Below are 19,754 nucleotides of genomic sequence, written 5' to 3'. Positions count from 1 at the left end.
TTCTATATGTAGTAGTCTTTAACAAGAAAAATGCCGCATATAGTGTAAAGTCAAGTCTATACTTCATAGTCGCAGAACGTATAATCGCACCGTTTTGAGCGCTAATTTCACCCCGTTGTGAAGGAGTTTCGCGACATGAGCACCGCAGCAAAGGCTATGAAGACTTCGAATGACGTCCCACTACAGGTTCCCTCAAAAGATATCTGGGATGCTAAATATCGGTTAAAAGATCGCCATAGCCAACCTGTTGATCAGGATGTGGGTGCTACCTTTGAGCGTGTCGCGCGAGCGTTAGCGGCGGTTGAAGGTGACAATGCTAACGAGTGGCTGCCAAAATTCCGCTGGGCGTTAGAAAACGGCGCTATTCCTGCCGGACGAATCCTTTCCAATGCGGGCGCTGAAGCCTACAAACCTGCGGTCAGCCTGATTAACTGCACGGTTTCGCGCACTATTCGCGACTCTATGCGCGATATTCTCGACTCCGTCGTTGATGCTGGCATGACGTTGAAGTCTGGCGCCGGTATTGGCTACGACTTTTCGACGCTGCGCCATAAGGGAGCGTTTGTGTTTGGCGCGGGGGCTGGCACCAACGGGCCGCTGGCGTTTATGGATATCTACGACAAGATGTGTTTCACCGTGGCATCCGCAGGTGGTCGTCGAGGTGCTCAGATGGGTACCTTCGATGTTGGCCACCCTGATGTTCGTGAGTTTATCCAAGCTAAGCGAGAAGCCGGTCGTCTGCGCCAGTTTAACCTTAGCCTGTTGATTACCGACGAATTTATGGAAGCAGTGAAGCACAACGCCGACTGGCCGCTGGCGTTTCCATTGCACCCTGGTGAAAAAGACGATGTAAAAGCGGGCGATTTGATATATCGCGACTGGCCCGTCATTGAAGAGGGCTATACGGTCGATGATGAAGGCCGCGTGGCTTGCCGTGTCGTTGAAGTCATTAAAGCGCGCGAGCTGTGGGACACCATTATGTCCTCGACCTATGACTACGCTGAACCTGGGTTTATTCTGATTGATCAAGTCAATCGCATGAACAACAACTGGTTCTGCGAAGATATCCGCGCGACCAACCCGTGTGGCGAGCAGCCGCTGCCGCCAGAAGGCGCTTGTCTGCTGGGATCGGTCAACTTGACCAAGTTTGTGATTGAGCCGTTTAGTGACAAGCCACGCTTTGATTGGGAACGCTATCGAAAGGTGGTAGCGATCTTCACTCGCATGCTTGATAACGTAGTGGAAATTGCTGGCTTGCCACTGCCGCAGCAACAGCGTGAGATTGAAGCCAAGCGCCGACACGGCATGGGCTTTTTGGGGCTTGGTTCAACGATGACCATGCTTAAAATTCCCTATGGCTCTCAAGCGTCGCTGGCCTTCACCGAAGAAGTTAGCCGCCACCTCGCGCTGGAAGGCTGGAAGCAAGCGCTAGAGCTGTCTAAAGAGAAAGGCATGGCGCCTGTGCTTGAGCAAGAGCACACGATTACACCGAAGATGATGCGTGAGCGCCCCCAGCTCGCCGCCGATGGTTATGAGGTGGGTGATAAAGTACCAGGACGTATTCTGCATGCCCGCTATAGCCAGTATATGGCGAAAGTGGCTGAGCTCGATCCTGAGTTGGTTACACAGTTGGCGGAACATGGTGCACGGTTCACCCACCACAGCTCTATTGCGCCCACTGGTACGATTTCGCTATCGATGGGTAATAATGCCTCTAACGGCATTGAACCCTCGTTCTCGCACCGTTATTTCCGCAATATCATTCAATCGGGTAAGAAAACCAAAGAGCAGGTTGAGGTTGTCTCGTTCGAGTTAGCCGCTTATCGTCACTTTATTACCGCCGATGCGGTGGAAAGCGATTTACCCGACTACTTTATTACCGCAGACTCCGTGTCGCCTGAGCAGCATGTGGCCGTGCAGGCGGCCGCTCAGCAGTGGATCGACTCGGCAATCTCTAAAACAGTTAACGTGCCGACAGAGTTCCCGTTTGAGAAATTCCAGGATCTCTACCTACAGGCGTATGAGAGCCGCCTTAAAGGCTGCACGACATTCCGCTTCAACCCAGAAGCATTTCAGGGCGTTCTGGTACGTGAAGATGATTTAAAAAACACCACCTACGTGTTTGAGCTGGAAAATGGCGAGACCTTAGAACTGGCCGGCGATGAAACGGTGGTCTACGACGGTGAAGAGCATAACGCCGCCAACCTGTTTGATGCCTTAAAAGAGGGCACCTACGGCAAATGGTAAGGGCGGGCTACGCCTTGCTACGAACATCGCCCGACACCCTTTGCTAAGTGGAGAACACCATGGCTGTAGAAATTACCTCAAAAATCGTTGGTTACCGTATCAAGCAGCAGGAGCAAACAGCGCCTGCCCCTGAACTTCCGGAAGAAGACCCGCTAACGGTCAGGATTCCCTCGCGTCCAGAAGGTACGTTAGAAGCGGTATCCGAAAAGATCTCTTACGTGGGCGCGGAAGGCCGCAAAAAAGTTTACCTGCTGGTCTCTTTTATGCCGGTAGAAGGCGTGGTGGGTGGCCGACGTGTGGTCATTGAGCGCCCGGTTGAGTTCTTTTTCCCATCAGGACAGCTTTCCAGCGAGCATCAATGGATTACGGCGACGATGCGTAGTCTTTCCCTGGCTGCGCGCGGGGGATATGTCACCCAGGCAGTGGCTGACCTGCGCAAAGTGGCGTGGGATAAAGGGTTGGTGCGCTGTGGTATGAACCGTTGGAACAAGCCAATGTTCCACGATTCCGAAGTGGCGGCGATTGCTTGGTCGATCCAGCAGATTCTTTATCGGCGCGGGTTCTTGGACCAGGATGGTAACCAAGTACCGGTAGAAATGTTGGTAGAGCGTTATGCGCACCGCATGCAGCATGGCCATGCTTGGCAACCACCGGCCGATGAGCCAGAGACCAGCCCAGCGGTTGGCGCCGTGGAGCCGATTGGCGGTGCCGCTGAGCAAGAAAACGTCGTAAAAAAGCCTGAAGGCAGTGGCCCGGCAGTTGTGGGTAACTGTCCTGAGTGTCGCGGTGAGCTTATTATGATGGATGGCTGCCCAACCTGCTATGCAGGCTGCGGCTGGTCTAAGTGCGGCTAAGCCAGACAAACCCACTAGAACGCTAACGAACAACGCCGCGTGGCCTAGAGAGCCACGCGGCGTTGCTTGTTTTGAGAACGAAAAGTTTTAAGAACAGCAAGTTTTAAGAACGAATAATCTGCCGTTGATTCAGGCGCTAACAAGTAGCGGTCTGACGTTATCGGTTAAATAGCAGTCGTCGAATTCTCCTTCGGTAGCCAGCGCCTTTAAATCGGGAATAGTGACGTTATGGCGGTCACGGAACACCAAGCCATCTTCACTCAATGCACTAAACGTGCGGCTCACATGAACCGGGCTTAAACCTAGAATATCGGCTAACTGTTCTTGAGAAAGAGGCAAGCGGAACTGCTCGCTGATGTCATGATTAGTCTGGCGTAAGCGTAGGTACATTTCATGAAGAAAGTGGGCCATTTTTTGCCTGGCACTACGCCGCGCTAAGTTGACCAGCCGTTCCGTGAGTAGGGCCTGGTGGCGACTGCCAATGGCAAACATCACCGAGGTCAGCGTTAGTGACTGACGAAATAGCTCTAGCATGCGCTTATGAGGGAAATGACAGACCACACCGTCAGTAATCATGCGCACGTTTTCCAGCCGCTTGGAAAACGCAAACTCTCGCAAACCGATAATATCGCCAGGCAAAAATACTTCCAGAATTTGCCGGTCACCGTTTTCTAAATGTCGATAGGAGTAAGCCCAGCCACTGCGCAAGGTGCAAAACTCATTCGCCGGGGCGTCAATTTCCCACAGCAGCGATCCTGCTTTGATATCGGTAGGACTCTCTTCCAATTCGGTTAATAGCGCTTTTTCTGCTTCAGTGAGTGAGCAGTAGTGACTGAAGTGGCTAATAATGCAGCTTTTATCCTGATCCACAGCTTCCTTCTCCTAAACAGGTTAGCAACGATTAACCGGCCGCGTTGTTGATCAATATAAACGTTAATTAATATAAACAGGGCCGTCCTATGTTGCTTGGTCTTTTCTGCTCTCTTGTCGTCCTTGGGGAGGGGCAGGTATATCGCTGTCATTTTCCAGGGGGGGTTGCCCACCCTGGAAGTGGCGCTAGGCGGTTTTTTTGGCACGATTACCACGTTTTAACAACGGTGCCAGGAAATGCCCTGTATGGGAAACGCTCTGCTTGGCAATCTGTTCTGGTGTTCCTTCGGCAATAATTTGTCCACCGCCAGAGCCACCTTCTGGGCCAAGATCAATAATCCAGTCGGCCGTTTTGATCACATCCAGGTTGTGCTCGATCACCACAATGCTATTGCCGTGATCACGTAAGCGGTGGAGTACCGTGAGTAGCTGACGGATGTCCTCAAAATGCAGGCCAGTGGTGGGCTCATCCAATATATAGAGCGTTTTTCCGGTGTCACGCTTGGCTAGCTCACGGGCTAGTTTGACACGCTGCGCTTCACCGCCAGAAAGGGTAGTGGCACTTTGTCCTAGGCGGATATAGGAGAGGCCCACATCCAACAGGGTTTGTAAACGACGAGCGATAGCAGGCACTGGGCTGAAGAACTCCAGGGCGTCCTCTACCGTCATGGCCAGCACTTCGTGGATCGTTTTGCCTTTATAGTGGATATCCAACGTTTCGCGGTTGTAGCGTTTGCCTTTACACACATCGCAGGGCACATAAATATCTGGCAGGAAGTGCATCTCAACCTTGATCATGCCTTCGCCCTGGCACGCTTCGCAGCGGCCGCCTTTAACGTTAAAGCTGAACCGGCCTGGCTTGTAGCCCCGCGAACGCGCTTCCTGAGTGCCCGCAAACAGCTCACGAATCGGGGTGAAAATACCGGTATAGGTGGCTGGGTTTGAGCGCGGCGTACGACCGATAGGACTCTGGTCAATATCGATCACTTTATCGAGCTGATCAAGCCCCTCTACCTTCTCATAGGGAGCCGGGGTCAAGGTAGTGGCGCGGTTAAGCTCGCGGGCCGCAATCGGCATCAGGGTGCCGTTGATCAGCGTCGACTTGCCCGAGCCGGAAACCCCCGTGACGGCAATAAACAGCCCCAGCGGTAGGCTAAGCGTGACGTTTTGCAGGTTATTGCCCGTCGCGCCGCGCACCACCAGCTGCTTTTCCGGATTGCCGGGAATGCGGTAGGGCGGTACGGCAATTTCTCGGGTGCCTGACAAGTACTGGCCGGTCAGTGAATTGGGGTTGTCCATCACGTCTTGAGGCGTGCCCTGAGCGACAATTTCGCCACCATGGACTCCGGCACCAGGGCCGATGTCGAGGACATGGTCCGCAGCGCGAATGGCGTCTTCGTCGTGCTCAACCACGATCACGGTGTTGCCCAGGTCGCGTAGGCGCTCCAGGGTTTTCAACAGACGGTCGTTATCCCGCTGGTGCAGGCCGATGGAGGGCTCGTCCAGAATGTACATCACGCCCACCAGCCCCGCGCCAATTTGGCTGGCGAGACGGATACGCTGTGCTTCGCCCCCCGAGAGCGTGTCAGCACTGCGCTCCAGGTTCAGGTAGTCGAGCCCTACGTTAACCAAAAACTCTAGCCGGGCATGAATTTCGTTAACGATCTTATCGGCAATCTCGCCTTTGCGGCCCGGTAGGGAAAGCTCGGCAAAGTAGCGCCATGCCTCACCGATAGGTAAGTGCACAATATCGGCAATGTTATGGTCATCGACAAACACATGGCGTGACTCTTTGCGCAGCCGCGAGCCGCTACAGGTGGCGCAGGGCTGCACGGCGATATACTTGGCCAGATCGTCACGCACCATATTGGATTCGGTTTCCCGATAGCGGCGCTGCATATTGGGTAGTACGCCTTCAAAGGCGTGCTCGCGCGTTACCTTGCGGCCGCGGTCACCCACATACACAAAGGGAATCTGTTCGCTGCCACTGCCATTTAAAATAATCTCACGCTCATGGCTGGCCAGCTCAATCCATGGCGTTTCAAGCTCAAACTGATAATGTTTAGCCAGCGCATGCAGTTGGGTAAAGTAATAAATGTTGCGCCGATCCCAGCCTTTAATCACGCCTTCTGCTAGCGATAGTTCCGGGTGGCTAATCAACTTGTCGGGGTCAAAATATTGCTGAACGCCTAAGCCATCACAGGTGGGGCAAGCTCCCGCCGGGTTGTTGAACGAAAACATCCGCGGCTCAAGCTCAGAAAGTGAATAGCCACACACCGGGCAGGCAAAGCGTGCTGAAAAGGCAAGGTCTTCCTGATCGCCATCCATAAAGTGGATCATCGCCGTGCCGTCGGCGAGATTAATTGCGGTTTCAAACGATTCTGCCAGACGCTGGGCAATATCATCGCGCACTTTAAAACGGTCAACCACCACGCTGATATCGTGTTTCTTGCGCTTGTCGAGCGGGGCAATATCGTCAAGTTCTAGCACTTGACCATCAATCTGTACCCGAACGAAGCCCTGAGCCCGCAGTTCTGCCAGCAGTTGCAGGTGCTCCCCTTTACGACCTTTCACTACTGGCGCAAGCAGCATTAATTTGGTGCCTTCGGCCAGGTTCATAACTTGGTCGACCATTTGAGAAATGGTTTGTGCTTCCAGTTCTTCTCCGTGCTCTGGACAACGTGGCGTGCCTGCCCGGGCGAACAGGAGGCGCAGGTAATCGTAAATCTCGGTAATCGTGCCGACGGTAGAGCGGGGGTTGTGGGACGTGGATTTCTGCTCAATAGAGATCGCAGGCGAAAGCCCTTCGATGTGATCCACATCGGGCTTTTCCATCATCGAAAGGAACTGACGCGCATAGGTGGAAAGCGACTCCACATAGCGACGTTGCCCCTCAGCGTAGAGCGTATCGAACGCCAGCGACGACTTACCTGAGCCGGAAAGACCGGTAATGACGATAAGTTTGTCGCGGGGCAGCTCCACATCGATCTGCTTGAGGTTGTGGGTGCGTGCACCCCTGACCAGAATGCTGTCCATCAACACCTCGAATCGCGTGGCAAAAGTGTAATTATACGTTTGCTGTACCCCTCCCGGCAAAGCTCCATATTGATATGGGGTCAGCGCTTGGCGTTTCCAGCGTGGATACAAAGCGCTAGAATGGACGGTTATCTCGGGCTGTTCAGCCTCTTTATTGACCACAAGGGTATTATGCGCAAGGTTTCCGCACTGCTGCTGGCCACTGAACGCCGTGCAATCAGCGGCTTAGCCGGGCTTTATGCGTCTCGTATGCTGGGTTTGTTTATGGTGCTGCCGGTGTTGGCGCTTTACGCCGACACCTTAAGTGGTGCTACCCCGCTGTTAATTGGTGTCGCATTAGGTGTCTATGGGCTAACTCAGGCAACGCTACAGATTCCCTTTGGCCTGCTGTCAGACCGTATTGGTCGTAAGCGCGTTATTGCCATGGGCTTACTGATTTTTGCCGTAGGAAGCGTGGTCGCTGCTATGGCAGACTCCATCGGCGGGATTATTTTGGGCCGCGCGCTGCAGGGCTGTGGTGCCGTTGCTGCCGCGATTATGGCGCTACTGGCCGATCAAACCCGCGAGCAGGTGCGGACGGCGGCGATGGCCACGATTGGGCTCTCCATTGGCGTGTCGTTTGCTATTGCCATGGTTCTTGGCCCCTGGCTGGCGGCTTGGGCGGGCCTGGCGGGAGTTTTTTGGTTTACGGCGCTGTTAACGCTCGTCGGTTTAGTGGTGCTTTGGCGATGGGTGCCGCCCGCACCACGCCGTTTGCGCCACCGCGATGTGGGGATGGATCGCCAGCAGTTTAAAAGTGTTATTACGCGCCCCGATTTATGGCGGCTAGATCTGTCGATTTTTTCGCTGCATCTGGTGTTAATGGCGATTTTTGTTGCTGTTCCTTTCCGTCTGTTAAATGCAGGCGTCGCGATTGAGTACCACGGGCTGGCTTATCTAGCGATTATGGCGCTGTCGTTTATTGCCATGGTGCCGCTGGTGATCGTGGCAGAGAAATACCAGCGCATGAAATTAGTATGCCTGCTGGCAATCGGCGCCATTGTCATTAGCTTGGGCAGCCTGGGGCTGCCATTCTCCCAAGAGAGCTGGCTGTTCGCATGGCTATTTGTTTTTTTTACAGGATTTAACTTGCTCGAAGCCACGCTGCCATCAATGCTCAGTAAGTTGGCACCCGCGGGTGCTAAAGGCACCGCGATGGGGGTTTACTCTACCAGCCAGTTTTTGGGTGCTTTTTTAGGAGGCACGCTGGGTGGCTTGTTGTCGAACCTATGGGGCCTTGATGCGGTGTTCTTCGGCTGTGCAGGGCTAGCGCTGCTGTGGTGGCTGGCGATGTGGCGTATGCCTTCACCACCGCCTCTCTCCAGCGAAGTCGTAGCACTACACGATACGCAGCCTGATGCATTAAATCTGTTGATGGAACATCTCGCTGATGTCGTGGGCGTGGAAGATGTGATGGTGGTGCCGGAAGAGCGCTTGATGTACCTGAAAGTGAATCGCAAAGAACTCGATCAAGCAGCGCTGACGAGGTTGTTATCGCCACCCAAGACGTAACGACCACTTCTGATCATTTGTACAGCAAGCGTTTACACCTCCAGGTTTAAACACATAGCGAAGCTTTTACACACATTTGCTGCATGGCATTCAGGCCTGTCAGCCGTATCAGTGATACCCTTGAGGGCACTGGTATTGATATATGACCGATTATTGAAAGGAGCGACCTATGGCGCGCGGTATTAACAAAGTCATCTTGATTGGTAATCTGGGCCAAGACCCTGAAGTACGCTTTACGCCCTCAGGAACGGCGGTAGCAAACCTGAATTTGGCGACGTCTGACACCTGGATGGACCGCCAAAGCGGACAGCGCCAAGAGCGTACCGAGTGGCACCGTATTGTGTTGTTCAATAAAACCGCTGAGATTGCCCAGCAGTACCTGAAAAAGGGCTCTAAGGTATACATTGAAGGTCGCCTACAAACCCGTAAGTGGCAAGACCAAAACGGTCAAGATCGCTACAGCACGGAAATTGTGGCCAACGATATGCAGATGCTAGATAGCCGTGGCGGCGATTTCCAGGGTGGCGGAGCCCCTCAAGGGGGTTACGCACAGAATAACCCTGCGCAAGGTGCGCCGGCCCAGCAGCAACCCGCGCCGCAGCACCCAGCTCCTCAGCATGCGGCCCCTCAGGGTCATCAGGGTGGCGGTATGCCTCAGCAGGGTGGTTACCCTCCCCAGGGCGGTGCTCCTCAAGGTAACTATGGCGGCGCGCCCCAGCCTGCTCGTGGACCACAGCACAACCAGCCAGCCCCGGCTAATCAAAACAGCAATTATGGGGCCCCCGACCCAGGCAACTTCGATGATTTTGACGACGAAATTCCGTTCTGATCGCCTGAACTGAATAGTTCGCCACATTACTGGGGTTAGGTGAGAGGGAGGTTCTGCTGTGAAGCTGCTGATACTAGATGCGGGGCACTGCTTAAGTTTGGCATTAGCCCGAGAAGCCAGTCGTAGAACGGATACTGAGCTTGTTATTGAGCAGGGTACTACGATTACCTCCGCTCAACTCCAGGCGATAACACCTGATGCGGTGATTATCCCCCCATTAGCGCACCCGCTCAGTATGGCACCTGCCGATGTAATGGCGCACGCCGATGCCGTTGATGCCTGCGTCGATGCATGCCAAGCACAAGGCATTGCGTTGGTGTGGTGTGTTTCAGACCAACTTTACGAAGACGGTTTTGAGATCCCCATCGATGAACATGTGGTGCCTGCCCCCCGGGATGACAGCCTGCGCCGCTTAGTGCAAGCGGGCGATCGTATTCGTGCTGAGTATCACCGGCATCTCATTGTTCGCTTAGGCCCCTTGTTTGCGCTGGAAGGCAGCCATGCGTGGCTAAACGAAATAATCGACAGCTTGATGATTGGGCAGTCTGCTCGCGCCGCTGAAGATGTCATTTTTTGCCCTACGTCTGCCGATGCTGTCGCCATGGCGTTGATAGGCATGCTGCAGCAGCAAGCCTGTGGGGCCGAGGCTTGGGGGGCTTACCACTTAGCGGGCACCGAGCCTGTCAGTGCGTTTACGTTTACCTCAATGGTTCGCACCCAACTGGCAACCCATCTGGAAGGTCGCGGCGAAAGTGTCGCCCTTGGCGAAGTGCAAGCACTTAATCATCACCATGATGCCAAGCTGCGGCGAGTCCTTAATTGCCGCCGTGTACTCGATGTTTTTGGTGTCCACCAAAAGCCATGGCGGCTGGAGGTAGGGCGAATGCTGGATGCGTGGTGTTTGCTGCGGGAACAACAGCAGGGCGAAGGGACAGGAGAGTTGGCTTGATCAATCTGGTTCGCAGCTTGGTTTTTTATGTGGGATATTTTTCTGCCATGCTGTTGATTGGCATTCTTTTTTTGCCAATTGCACCGTTTTTGCCGTTGGCTGCCCGTTATCGTTTGCTAAACCTCTATAACCATTTTTTGATGGCGTGGTTCAAAGTTGCGTGTGGCGTGCGATACGACATTCAGGGGCGAGAAAATATTCCGGCGGGCCCCTGTGTGATCCAGGCTAACCACCAATGTGAGTGGGAAACGGTGTTTCTGCAGGTGATGAAGCCACCCGTTTGCACGGTATTAAAGCAGGAGTTATTGCGACTGCCTATTTTTGGTTGGGGGTTACGTCTGTTACGGCCGATTAGTCTGGACCGCTCGAAGCCTGCCCGCGCTATGAAACAGGTGTTGACGCAGGGTGTCGCGCGACTGGGAACGGGGCTTTCAGTGCTTATTTTTCCAGAGGGAACGCGTGTCGACCCAGGAGTCCGAAAGCGCTACAACAAGAGTGGTAGCGTGGTGGCCTGCCGAGCAGGCGTGCCGGTGCTGCCAGTGGCGCATAATGCTGGTGAGCGCTGGCCTGGTCGCCATTGGGTAAAGCGCCCCGGCGTGCTTCGGGTCCGTATTGGTGCGCCTATTGAAACTGCAGGCCGTACCCCCGATGAGGTACTGGTGGATGTTGAAGCCTGGATTGAAGGGCAGTTGCAAGAGATTTCAGAGGTGCCACGGCCAGCTTCTCGTTAAGTTAAGCAACCTTTCGATGAACATAAAAACGGCGCCTTAAGGCGCCGTTTTTATAGCGTATTGCACATGCACTGCATGGCTAGGAATTAGCCATTAAAGCGCTGGAAAACCAAGCAAGCGTTAGTGCCGCCAAACCCAAAGCTGTTGGAAAGCACACGGTCGATGGTAACGCCATCACGTCGCTCTCTAACGATGTCGAACCCATCCGCCTGCTCATCAAGATGCTCGATATTAGCTGAGGCAGCGACGAAGTCATTTTGCATCATTAGCAGCGAATAAATCGCTTCTTGAACGCCGGTTGCGCCTAACGAGTGGCCGGTAAGCGACTTGGTTGAGCTCATAGCAGGTGTGGTATTGCCAAACACCTCACGGATCGCCTTCAGTTCAGCCACATCGCCGACCGGCGTAGACGTGCCGTGGGTGTTAATATAATCAATATCACCCTCAACCGTCGCCATGGCCTGACGCATGCAACGCGTCGCACCTTCCCCGGAAGGGGCAACCATATCGTGGCCGTCGGAGGTGGCGCCGTAGCCCACCAATTCGCCGTATATCTTGGCGCCGCGGGCTTTAGCATGCTCCAGCTCTTCAAGCACTAACATGCCACCGCCACCAGCAATGACAAACCCATCGCGCGCTTGATCATAAGGGCGAGAGGCTTTCTCAGGCGTATCGTTGTAATGAGTTGAAAGGGCACCCATCGCATCAAATAAGCAAGAAAGGGTCCAGTGCTCTTCTTCGCCACCACCGGCAAACACGATATCCTGCTTACCAAGCTGGATTTGTTCCATCGCACTACCAATGCAGTGAGCAGACGTCGCGCAGGCGGATGAGATAGAGAAATTAACGCCTTTAATCTTAAATGGCGTTGCCAAGCATGCCGACACGGTGCTGCCCATAGTGCGGGTAACACGGTATGGCCCCACACGACGTAGGCCTTTTTCGCGCATGACATCGGCGGCTTCTACCTGATTCGCGCTGGATGCCCCGCCAGACCCGGCTATAAGCCCAGTCCGTTCGTTGGACACCTGCTCTTCAGAGAGCCCCGAATCTTCAATGGCTTGTGCCATAGACACATAGGCATACGCTGCCGCGTCGCCCATAAATCGGCGAAGTTTGCGGTCAATGAGGGAATCAAGGTCGATGTCGACGCTACCCGCTACATGGCTACGGAAGCCGCGTTCGGCGTACTCTTCCTTAAAACGAATACCGCTGCGCCCGTTTTTGAGCGCGTCTAAGACCTGTTGCTGGTCGTTGCCTAAGCACGATACGATGCCAAGGCCGGTGACTACCACTCGTCGCATGGGAGCCTCCTGTCAGAAATTCGCAGTGGAGGTGAATAGGCCAACGCGCAAATCATTAGCCTGGTATATATCGCGTCCGTCGACGGATACAGTGCCGTCGGCGATGCCTAGAATAAGCCGACGGGTAATAATGCGCTTCACATTAATGTGATATGTCACTTTTTTCGCGTCGGGTAGAATTTGGCCGCTGAATTTTACGTCGCCACAGCCCAGTGCACGTCCACGGCCTGGGTGGCCAAGCCAACCCAGGTAGAAACCCACAAGCTGCCACATGGCATCTAGCCCCAAACAGCCTGGCATGACTGGGTCGCCGGGGAAGTGGCAATCAAAAAACCACAGGTCCGGGGTGATGTCCAGTTCGGCGATTAGCTCGCCTTTACCATGCACACCACCTTCTTCGTGAATGTGCATGATGCGGTCAAGCATCAGCATATTGGGAGCCGGAAGCTGTGCGTTGCCTGGGCCGAATAGCTCGCCGCGCGAGCAGGCCAGCAGTTCTTCGCGATCAAAGGAATGTTGCTTGGTCACTGAATCGTTCCGAGTATCAAGATGGTAGTTGGGTCTAGTCTACTTCCCGAAACCTCTGAATGCACGTTGTTGGGCACTTATCGTGTTTTCTCTACAGCTTTTTACCTGCCTGCCGATAGAGGTTGTGAGTATTTCGTTATTTCAAATACGCGATTCTGCACAATAAACGCCCTATTGACGTAATATGGTGTATCCATGTTTTTTTGTTAAGCGGCATGATGCCAGATCTGTAACCCATGCCCTGTTTGGCTCATTTATAGGACACACTAAACCGCCATGTGGCTGCCTGTTTCTCTTAATCGTCCGCTGGTATGGATGGCGTTAATAGCGCTGCCCGCTTGTGTATGGGTGCCTGACTCGGCGTTACGTATGGTGGCGGCCAGCTTGGTTGCATTTGGTATGTGGGATGCTTGGAACCAAATACGCCAACAATATTTACGGCTACGCCTTTCGCAAGATGCCATAGGGTTGGCGAGTGACGCCATTGTCATCAGCGATGTGCATAATCGCGTCTTGACGGTCAATCCGGCCTTTACTCAAATTACCGGCTTCGAAAGTCAGGAAATGATTGGCCGTAAGCTAGAGACGTTAGCGGCTCAGCGCCACGATAAAGCGTTTTATCGGACGTTTTGGAGCACGTTAAAGGCGACTGGCCGTTGGGAGGGCGAGATGTGGAATCGCCGCAAGCACGGTGATGAGTACCCCGAGTGGCTAAAGGTCCGTGCGGTTACTGACAAACGCGGCAAGATTACTCACTTTATCAGTCTCTTTACCGATATTTCCTCCCAAAAAGCCCGCGAGCGTGATTTGCGCCGAATTGGTTATGAAGACCCGCTAACGGGGTTGCCAAACCGACGCCGCTTACACGATCTGATGTCCTCTCGGCTGCGCCATCTGCGTGCGGGTGAAAGCTTGGATATGGCGTTGATTGATATTGACGGGCTCAAGTCGGTGAATGACAGCTTAGGGGTCGAGCAGGGCGACCGCTTGTTAGCGCGCTTTGCCCAACGGTTAACAGGCTATATGGCTGGCAGCGTAGTGGGTAGGTTGGGTGGTGATGAATTTATGGTGATTCGCACGACCACCTTCGACGACCATGATCAGTGGGTAGCGACCCTGCGTGAGCACATGAGCCGACCATTCGAAATAAAAGATCAATCGCTACGTCTGGGGTTAACGATAGGTAGCTGTCGCGCCCCTGAAGATGGCAATGATTCCGGCGTGCTGTTTCAGCGGCTAGAGTCTGCCTTATATAGTGCCAAGCGCTTAGGGCGTAATCTCAGCCAGCGGTTTCGCCCCGCGCTGGATAAAAAAGATAACCCCCAGCTTGCTCTGGTCAGCGATTTGCGGGCCGCGTTGATATCCGGTGACCAGTTGGAGCTGCATTACCAAACGCAGCATCACCCAGGAACTGGCGATTTAGTGGGCATGGAAGCGCTGCTGCGCTGGCGTCACCCTGAGGATGGCATGATCTCGCCAGGCGACTTTATACCGCTTGCTGAACGTCATGGACTGATGGCCGAACTCGGTAGTTGGGTGATCGAAAAAGCCTGTGCCCAGCAGGCGCATTGGCAATACAGCGGTATGCCAAAAGTGACGGTATGGGTCAATATTTCTGCGCTGCAGCTTTTTCAGGGAGACCTGGAAACTCAGCTGTCTAGTTGTTTAGAACGCTACCAGCTAAAAACGTCGCAAATTGGCTTGGAATTGACAGAGTCTGTTTTGCTGGACGAGCGTGCCGGGGATATGGGGCCTCGCCTGCAGGCGCTGCGTAACCAGGGCTATGCGATTGCCATCGATGATTTTGGTACTGGCTATTCATCGCTTGGTTATTTGAAACGACTGCCGGTAGATAAAATTAAGCTAGATCGTGCGTTTATTCGTGAACTGCCTCATGACCAAGCGGATGCCGCTATTGTAACGGCCGTGTTGGCGATGGCAGAGGGGATGGGACTGGAAGTGGTCGCCGAAGGCGTAGAAACTCAGGAGCAGTGTCAGTTTCTGGTTAACGCCGGCTGTACGTTAGTGCAAGGATTCTATTTTGCGAGGCCCTTACCTGCAGCGGAGCTTGAACAGCGTTGGGCGCCGCGCATACTGGCTGAATCAGTGCCCTCGTGAATGCTAAACGCCATGCTAGAAGCAAGTGTTAATGAACGCCAGAAGCAGCGACCTTGTGGTTAGCGTAACGACTGATACACACACATAGCACTGCCCAAATAATGGCCTGTGCTGGCAGTAACCAGGGGGCTAAGCTAACGCCAGTGAGCGCTGCGCCGCCAACATAGGACAGTGGCCCGCTGACCGCACCGCAAACCGCCGCAATCATTGGGTACTGCCACACCCAAGCAAGCGAGTGAAATACCAGCGTTGCAAACAGCGGCCACAGCATCCAAAGCCACAGTGGCAGTAAACCAGCCACCAAGGTGTGTTCACCGAAGTCGAAACCTCCTGCCAAATGAAGGCCTCCGTCCAACGCTAACCCCAATAGCGCAAACACACCAATAAAACGCCATTCGCCGGGTTTGGCGCAGCGCCAGAAATGCCAGCCTAGCAGCGCACTCCCTATAATGGCAGCTACCCATGATCCCCCCAAAACGCACAGCAACCAGCCCGCTTCGAAGCGTAGTGCATTGAACAGCAAGCCGTGCCAGCGTGGGCTAGCCATTTATAGCGCGCCCGTTAACGGTGCGGGTTTGGCGGCTGGTTTGGCTAGCAATAAGTGGCACGTACCAATAGAGCGCTCAATAAAGCCCCCCTCGCAGTAGCACAAATAGTAACGCCACATACGAATAAACCGTTCGTCGTAGCCTTGCTGCCTTATCTGCTCTAGGCTGGTTTCAAAGCGATGGCGCCACTCGCGTAGAGTGCGGGCATAGTGCTGGCCAATTTCATCAAGCGCTACCACGTTCAGTGAGGTTTTGCGCATCACGCTGGTTAGCATGGCGTGATGAGACGGCAAAAAACCACCGGGGAAAATATAGCGCTTAATAAAGTCCATATCCCGCTTGGCTTCTTCAAACCGTTGGTCTCGGATAGTGATGGCTTGCAGCATAGCCTGGCCATCGTCGCTCAGCAGGCTGTCGACCTTTTCAAGGTAGGTGTTCAAATACTGGTGGCCGACGGCTTCAATCATCTCAACAGAGATCAGTCGATCGTAGCGACCTGTCAGCTCACGATAATCCTGCTTTAGCAGGGTGATTTTATCGTCAAGCCCCTCTTCTTGAATGCGCCGGGCGGTATGGGCGTACTGCTCTTCAGAAATGGTGGTGGTAGTGACATGGCAGCCACGGGTTTTGGCGGCGTGTATTGCAAGACCACCCCAGCCAGTACCAATTTCTAGCAAGTGGTGTTCTGGGCGTACATCTAGCTTTTCGAGCATGATGTCGAGTTTGTAGGTAGACGCTTCTTCCAGGCTGGCTTCTGGATAAGGGAATACAGCGCTCGAGTACATCCAGTGGCGTTGATCAAGAAACGTGGCAAATAGGTCATTGCCAATATCGTAGTGTGCCGAGATATTACGCTTTGAACCGGAAAGGCTATTACGTTGGAAGCGATAGGCAGCGCCAAGCAGCCAGCGGGTGAAACGGGCGCTTCCGTTTTCCATTTTACCGTTTACGTGATCCAGATTGGCCGCAAACAAACGCACCAAGGCCACTAAGTCATCAGCATCCCAGTCGCCATCCATATAGGATTCAGCTGCGCCCACTGTGCCGCCAAACGCGAGCCTTTTCCAGGCGCGGGAGTGACGAATCACAACGGTCACTTGAAGCGGCCCTTCTTGACCCAGGTGGTGACACTGATTGCCTTCAATTAAGGTGATACGGCCACCCTGGAAGGCATCTAATTGAGCCATCAGGCGAGGCTTCAACCAGCGAGTCAAACGATCCTGGTTAACCGGTTGTATGTCAGGGGGCGTAGAACGCAGGGTCGTCATTTTGAAGTTTCCTTGCGCTTAGGATGGTTATAAACGGGGATGCGCTTCAGCCAGAGGCGAAACGCTTCAAAATGAATTCCCGCCACGGTTTTCAGGCTCATCCAAGGCTGGCGTGCAAGCGTTGCTAGTAGAACGCCGCGTGTCGCTGGCGCAGCCTCTAAGGTAAGCGTGGCGTCGAAATGGCGCTGCCTGCTTTGCCAGTTTTCCATGTGTAGATAGAGCTGATCGCCGGGTGCGTTGAGCTTCCAGCGGTAGGTCATTTCCATGGGGTTAAACGGCGACACATGCATGTCTTTATCAAAGCTTGCATGATGGCTATGACGAGTTGGATCGATCCGACAGGCATAGCAGGTACGCTCTTTCCAGGGCATATTAGTGACTTCACCAACGACAGCCGCCAGCCTGCCAAGATGGTCATAGGCGTAGTACATCGAAACAGGATTGAAGACCGTGCCAAAGGTGCGCAACTGGGTCAGTACGTAAATCTTGCCATTGGGGGCACTACCCAGCTGATGAATTAGCTCTTCGCGTACCGCTGTACGCAATGGCTTATCAGTAGGGCCGAGATAATCTTCGCGACGAAAGCGTGCTAGTGCCGGCCTTCGGGCGCTAAAGCAAGGCACATTGTCAAATAGGCTCGGCAACTCATCCAAGTCGAGCCACGCCATCCAAACGCGGTAACTGAAAGCGTGCTCCTTAGGAGTGAAGCGACGATGGCGCAAGGTGCCGCGGTAAATACGCGAGCGAGGCACGGTAATCATCCGAGCCCCTCCCCAACGCTGTTAGTGGGCATCAGGTCATGAGCCGGGAGTGCTGTGGGCGTTGTTGGCGGCGCAGCGGCTTCATCACAACCTAGTGCTTGGGCAACCCGCAGCGCGCTCCATACCCCATCTTCGTGAAAGCCATTGCGCCAGTAAGCACCGCAGAAGTGAGTGCGCCGAGCAACCGAGGATATCTCGTCATGGCGCATTTGCGCTGCCTGTCCTGCCAGTGTGAACTGTGGGTGGGCATAGGTATAACGTCCGAGCACTTTCGCAGGGTCAATGCTATTGGAATCGTTAAGCGTGACGCAAAAAGTAGTCTCGGCCTCTTTCAATCGCTGCAGAATATTCATGTTGTAGGTAACAGACACCCGCTCGTCTGCTCCTCGACCATCTAAACGGTAGTTCCAGCTAGCCCAGGCGCGCTGCCGCCGGGGCAGCAGCGATGTGTCGGTATGCAGCACGACCTCGTTATCTTGATAAGGCATGGCGGCAAGAATGTCTTGTTCAGCGGGTGTCGGGTCGCCGAGCATCGCTAGTGCCTGATCGGCGTGGCAAGCCAGCACCACATGATCAAAGCGTTGTGTGCCTTGTGCCGTGGTGATCATTACGCCGGTGGCGTTTCGCTCAATGCGCGTGACAGGCGTATTCAGGTGAATGCGCGCTGCGTATGGCGCTGTCATGCTGGGAATATAGCGTTTCGAGCCGCCAACTAAGGTATGCCATTGAGGGCGGTGGTTAACCGACAGCAAGCCGTGATTGCGGAAAAAACGCACGAAGAACGTCAGCGGAAAGGCGCGTAGATCGCCAATACTCGCAGACCAAATAGCGGCCCCCATGGGCAGCAGATAACGTCGCTGAAAAGCGTCACCGTAGCCATGTTGGTCAAGGTATTCGCCTAGCGTTGTGTTGCTAGGAAGGCGCTTGGCCTCTAAGTCAGCCGTTGCTTGTTTGTTAAAGCGCAAGATGTCGCGTAACAGGCGATAAAAAGTGGGGCTAAGTAAGTTGCGCCGCTGGGCAAACAGCGAGCCTAGCGTATGGCCGTTATATTCAAAATCAACATCAGTTTCATGCACCGAAAAACTCATTTCGGTGGCTTGGCTAGGCACTTCGAGTGTTTCTAGTAAGCGTTGGAAATGGGGGTAGGTCCAATCATTGAAAACAATAAAGCCTGTGTCGATAGCGTAGGACTTCCCCCCGACCTCCACGTCCATCGTGGCCGTGTGCCCGCCAAGACGCCCGTCTGCTTCAAACAGAGTGACTTCATGCTGGGAGGATAAGTACCAACCCGCTGCCATGCCGCTAATGCCGCTGCCGATAATGGCGATACGCTGTGAAGCCATGTTGCTCATTGCTGTACCTCTTGGCGCCTTGTCATACGTAGGCCGATATGACGACGCAGCGCAGGCGGTAAAATTCCTAAACATTTCACCAGATAGGTGAAGCGACGCGGAAAGTGAATATCCAGCCTTCCTTTGACAAGACCGGCAATGATTGCATCGGCCGCTTGTTCCGCGGTGACTTGCATGGGCATTGGAAAATCATTGCGATCGGTCAACGGGGTTTTAACAAAACCAGGGTGAATGACGCTGACATCAATGCCCTCTTGATCGAGGTCGAGACGTAATGACTCTAAAAAGTAACTGATAGCCGCTTTTGAGGCGCCGTAGGCTTCGGCTCTGGGCAGCGGTAAATAGGCAGATGCACTAGAGGTGGCGGCTAGGCGAGCAGGTTTACCCTCTTTGCGGGCAGCTCTTAATAACGGCAGGGCTGCTTCCACGCCATACAGGGTGCCAAACAGGTTTGGGGTGAAAACCCGCTCAATCAGCGCCATATCAAAATGCTGCGCGTCTAGATATTCGCAGGTGCCTGCATTGAATAAGGCAATATCCAGTGCGCCCAGCCATGTGCTGATCTGTTCACCCGCTGCAAGCACTGCTTGGTGGTCGCTGATATCAACGGGGAGCGAATAAGCATTGGGATGACCGGCACATAAATCATCGAGCGCCTCTTGGTTTCGAGCACTCAGCACAACATGGTGACCTTGGGCGATGAACTTTGTGGCAAGCGCTTCACCAATGCCTGACGTAGCTCCTGTGAGCCAAATGCGTTGGGGCGTTTTCCATGTGCTCATCATGCTCTCCTGTAATGGCCTGTTAG

Annotated in this window: 16 protein-coding genes; 7 read left to right on the top strand and 9 right to left on the bottom strand. The window is 54.0% G+C overall.

What is annotated here, in order from left to right; all coding sequences use genetic code 11:
* Positions 1-135: 135 nt before the first annotated feature.
* Both CEK60_RS17280 and CEK60_RS17275 read left to right on the top strand, forming a co-directional pair.
* The gene (locus CEK60_RS17280; protein WP_089040044.1) at positions 136-2,247 is read left to right on the top strand and encodes an adenosylcobalamin-dependent ribonucleoside-diphosphate reductase; all 2,112 of its coding nucleotides are present in this window, start codon (positions 136-138) and stop codon (positions 2,245-2,247) included.
* Positions 2,248-2,306: 59 nt separating this feature from the next.
* Positions 2,307-3,101 (top strand): ribonucleoside-diphosphate reductase, encoded by a 795-nt coding sequence (locus tag CEK60_RS17275; protein ID WP_089040043.1) that lies wholly within the window; start codon positions 2,307-2,309, stop codon positions 3,099-3,101.
* A gap of 129 nt (positions 3,102-3,230) precedes the next feature.
* Here CEK60_RS17275 and CEK60_RS17270 read toward each other — a convergent pair whose 3' ends face one another.
* Positions 3,231-3,971, bottom strand: a complete 741-nt coding sequence (locus CEK60_RS17270; protein WP_089040042.1) for a Crp/Fnr family transcriptional regulator — start codon at positions 3,969-3,971, stop codon at positions 3,231-3,233.
* A 186-nt stretch (positions 3,972-4,157) separates the two neighbouring features.
* Positions 4,158-7,007, bottom strand: a complete 2,850-nt coding sequence (gene uvrA, locus CEK60_RS17265) for an excinuclease ABC subunit UvrA (RefSeq protein ID WP_089040041.1) — start codon at positions 7,005-7,007, stop codon at positions 4,158-4,160.
* A gap of 171 nt (positions 7,008-7,178) precedes the next feature.
* Here uvrA and CEK60_RS17260 point away from each other — a divergent pair, with 171 nt between their 5' ends.
* From CEK60_RS17260 to CEK60_RS17245, 4 genes are all read left to right on the top strand, one after another.
* On the top strand, positions 7,179-8,558 hold the full coding sequence (locus CEK60_RS17260) for an MFS transporter (protein ID WP_089040960.1): 1,380 nt from the start codon (positions 7,179-7,181) through the stop codon (positions 8,556-8,558).
* A 169-nt stretch (positions 8,559-8,727) separates the two neighbouring features.
* Positions 8,728-9,387, top strand: a complete 660-nt coding sequence (locus CEK60_RS17255) for a single-stranded DNA-binding protein (RefSeq protein ID WP_089040040.1) — start codon at positions 8,728-8,730, stop codon at positions 9,385-9,387.
* A 58-nt stretch (positions 9,388-9,445) separates the two neighbouring features.
* Positions 9,446-10,336 carry a sugar nucleotide-binding protein gene (locus CEK60_RS17250; RefSeq protein WP_089040039.1) on the top strand — a complete coding sequence of 297 codons (891 nt, stop codon included), beginning with the start codon at positions 9,446-9,448 and terminating at the stop codon, positions 10,334-10,336.
* The gene (locus tag CEK60_RS17245; RefSeq protein WP_089040038.1) at positions 10,333-11,067 is read left to right on the top strand and encodes a lysophospholipid acyltransferase family protein; all 735 of its coding nucleotides are present in this window, start codon (positions 10,333-10,335) and stop codon (positions 11,065-11,067) included. The genes CEK60_RS17250 and CEK60_RS17245 overlap by 4 nt, the downstream gene beginning before the upstream one ends.
* An 86-nt stretch (positions 11,068-11,153) precedes the next feature.
* Here CEK60_RS17245 and fabB read toward each other — a convergent pair whose 3' ends face one another.
* Entirely contained in the window at positions 11,154-12,371 is a 1,218-nt protein-coding gene (gene fabB / locus CEK60_RS17240) for a beta-ketoacyl-ACP synthase I (RefSeq protein WP_089040037.1), read from the bottom strand.
* A gap of 12 nt (positions 12,372-12,383) precedes the next feature.
* Positions 12,384-12,899, bottom strand: coding sequence for a 3-hydroxyacyl-[acyl-carrier-protein] dehydratase FabA (gene fabA / locus CEK60_RS17235; protein WP_038480285.1), 516 nt, complete (start codon positions 12,897-12,899; stop codon positions 12,384-12,386).
* A 276-nt stretch (positions 12,900-13,175) separates the two neighbouring features.
* On the opposite strand from fabA, the gene CEK60_RS17230 reads away from it, so the two are divergent.
* Positions 13,176-15,017, top strand: a complete 1,842-nt coding sequence (locus CEK60_RS17230; RefSeq protein WP_089040036.1) for a putative bifunctional diguanylate cyclase/phosphodiesterase — start codon at positions 13,176-13,178, stop codon at positions 15,015-15,017.
* Between the two features lie 28 nt (positions 15,018-15,045).
* Here the strand turns inward: CEK60_RS17230 and CEK60_RS17225 are convergent, their stop codons facing one another.
* The 5 genes from CEK60_RS17225 to CEK60_RS17205 are packed head-to-tail and all read right to left on the bottom strand — an operon-like array spanning position 15,046 to position 19,728.
* Positions 15,046-15,564 carry a DUF2878 family protein gene (locus CEK60_RS17225; RefSeq protein WP_089040035.1) on the bottom strand — a complete coding sequence of 173 codons (519 nt, stop codon included), beginning with the start codon at positions 15,562-15,564 and terminating at the stop codon, positions 15,046-15,048.
* Complete coding sequence (locus CEK60_RS17220; RefSeq protein WP_089040034.1) at positions 15,565-16,833, bottom strand: SAM-dependent methyltransferase; 1,269 nt, start codon at positions 16,831-16,833, stop codon at positions 15,565-15,567.
* Positions 16,830-17,594, bottom strand: coding sequence for a DUF1365 domain-containing protein (locus CEK60_RS17215; protein WP_089040033.1), 765 nt, complete (start codon positions 17,592-17,594; stop codon positions 16,830-16,832). Before CEK60_RS17215 ends, CEK60_RS17220 begins: the two co-directional genes overlap by 4 nt.
* Positions 17,591-18,946 carry an NAD(P)/FAD-dependent oxidoreductase gene (locus CEK60_RS17210; RefSeq protein ID WP_089040032.1) on the bottom strand — a complete coding sequence of 452 codons (1,356 nt, stop codon included), beginning with the start codon at positions 18,944-18,946 and terminating at the stop codon, positions 17,591-17,593. Before CEK60_RS17210 ends, CEK60_RS17215 begins: the two co-directional genes overlap by 4 nt.
* A complete protein-coding gene (locus CEK60_RS17205; protein ID WP_089040031.1) occupies positions 18,943-19,728 on the bottom strand; it encodes an SDR family NAD(P)-dependent oxidoreductase in 786 nt (261 codons plus the stop codon). Before CEK60_RS17205 ends, CEK60_RS17210 begins: the two co-directional genes overlap by 4 nt.
* Between the last annotated feature and the right edge of the window lie 26 nt (positions 19,729-19,754).

Source organism: Halomonas sp. N3-2A (genome assembly GCF_002216165.1).
GTDB lineage: Bacteria > Pseudomonadota > Gammaproteobacteria > Pseudomonadales > Halomonadaceae > Vreelandella.
The sequence above is the reverse complement of the archived record's forward strand: the minus strand, read 5'-3'. Positions and strand labels throughout refer to the sequence as shown.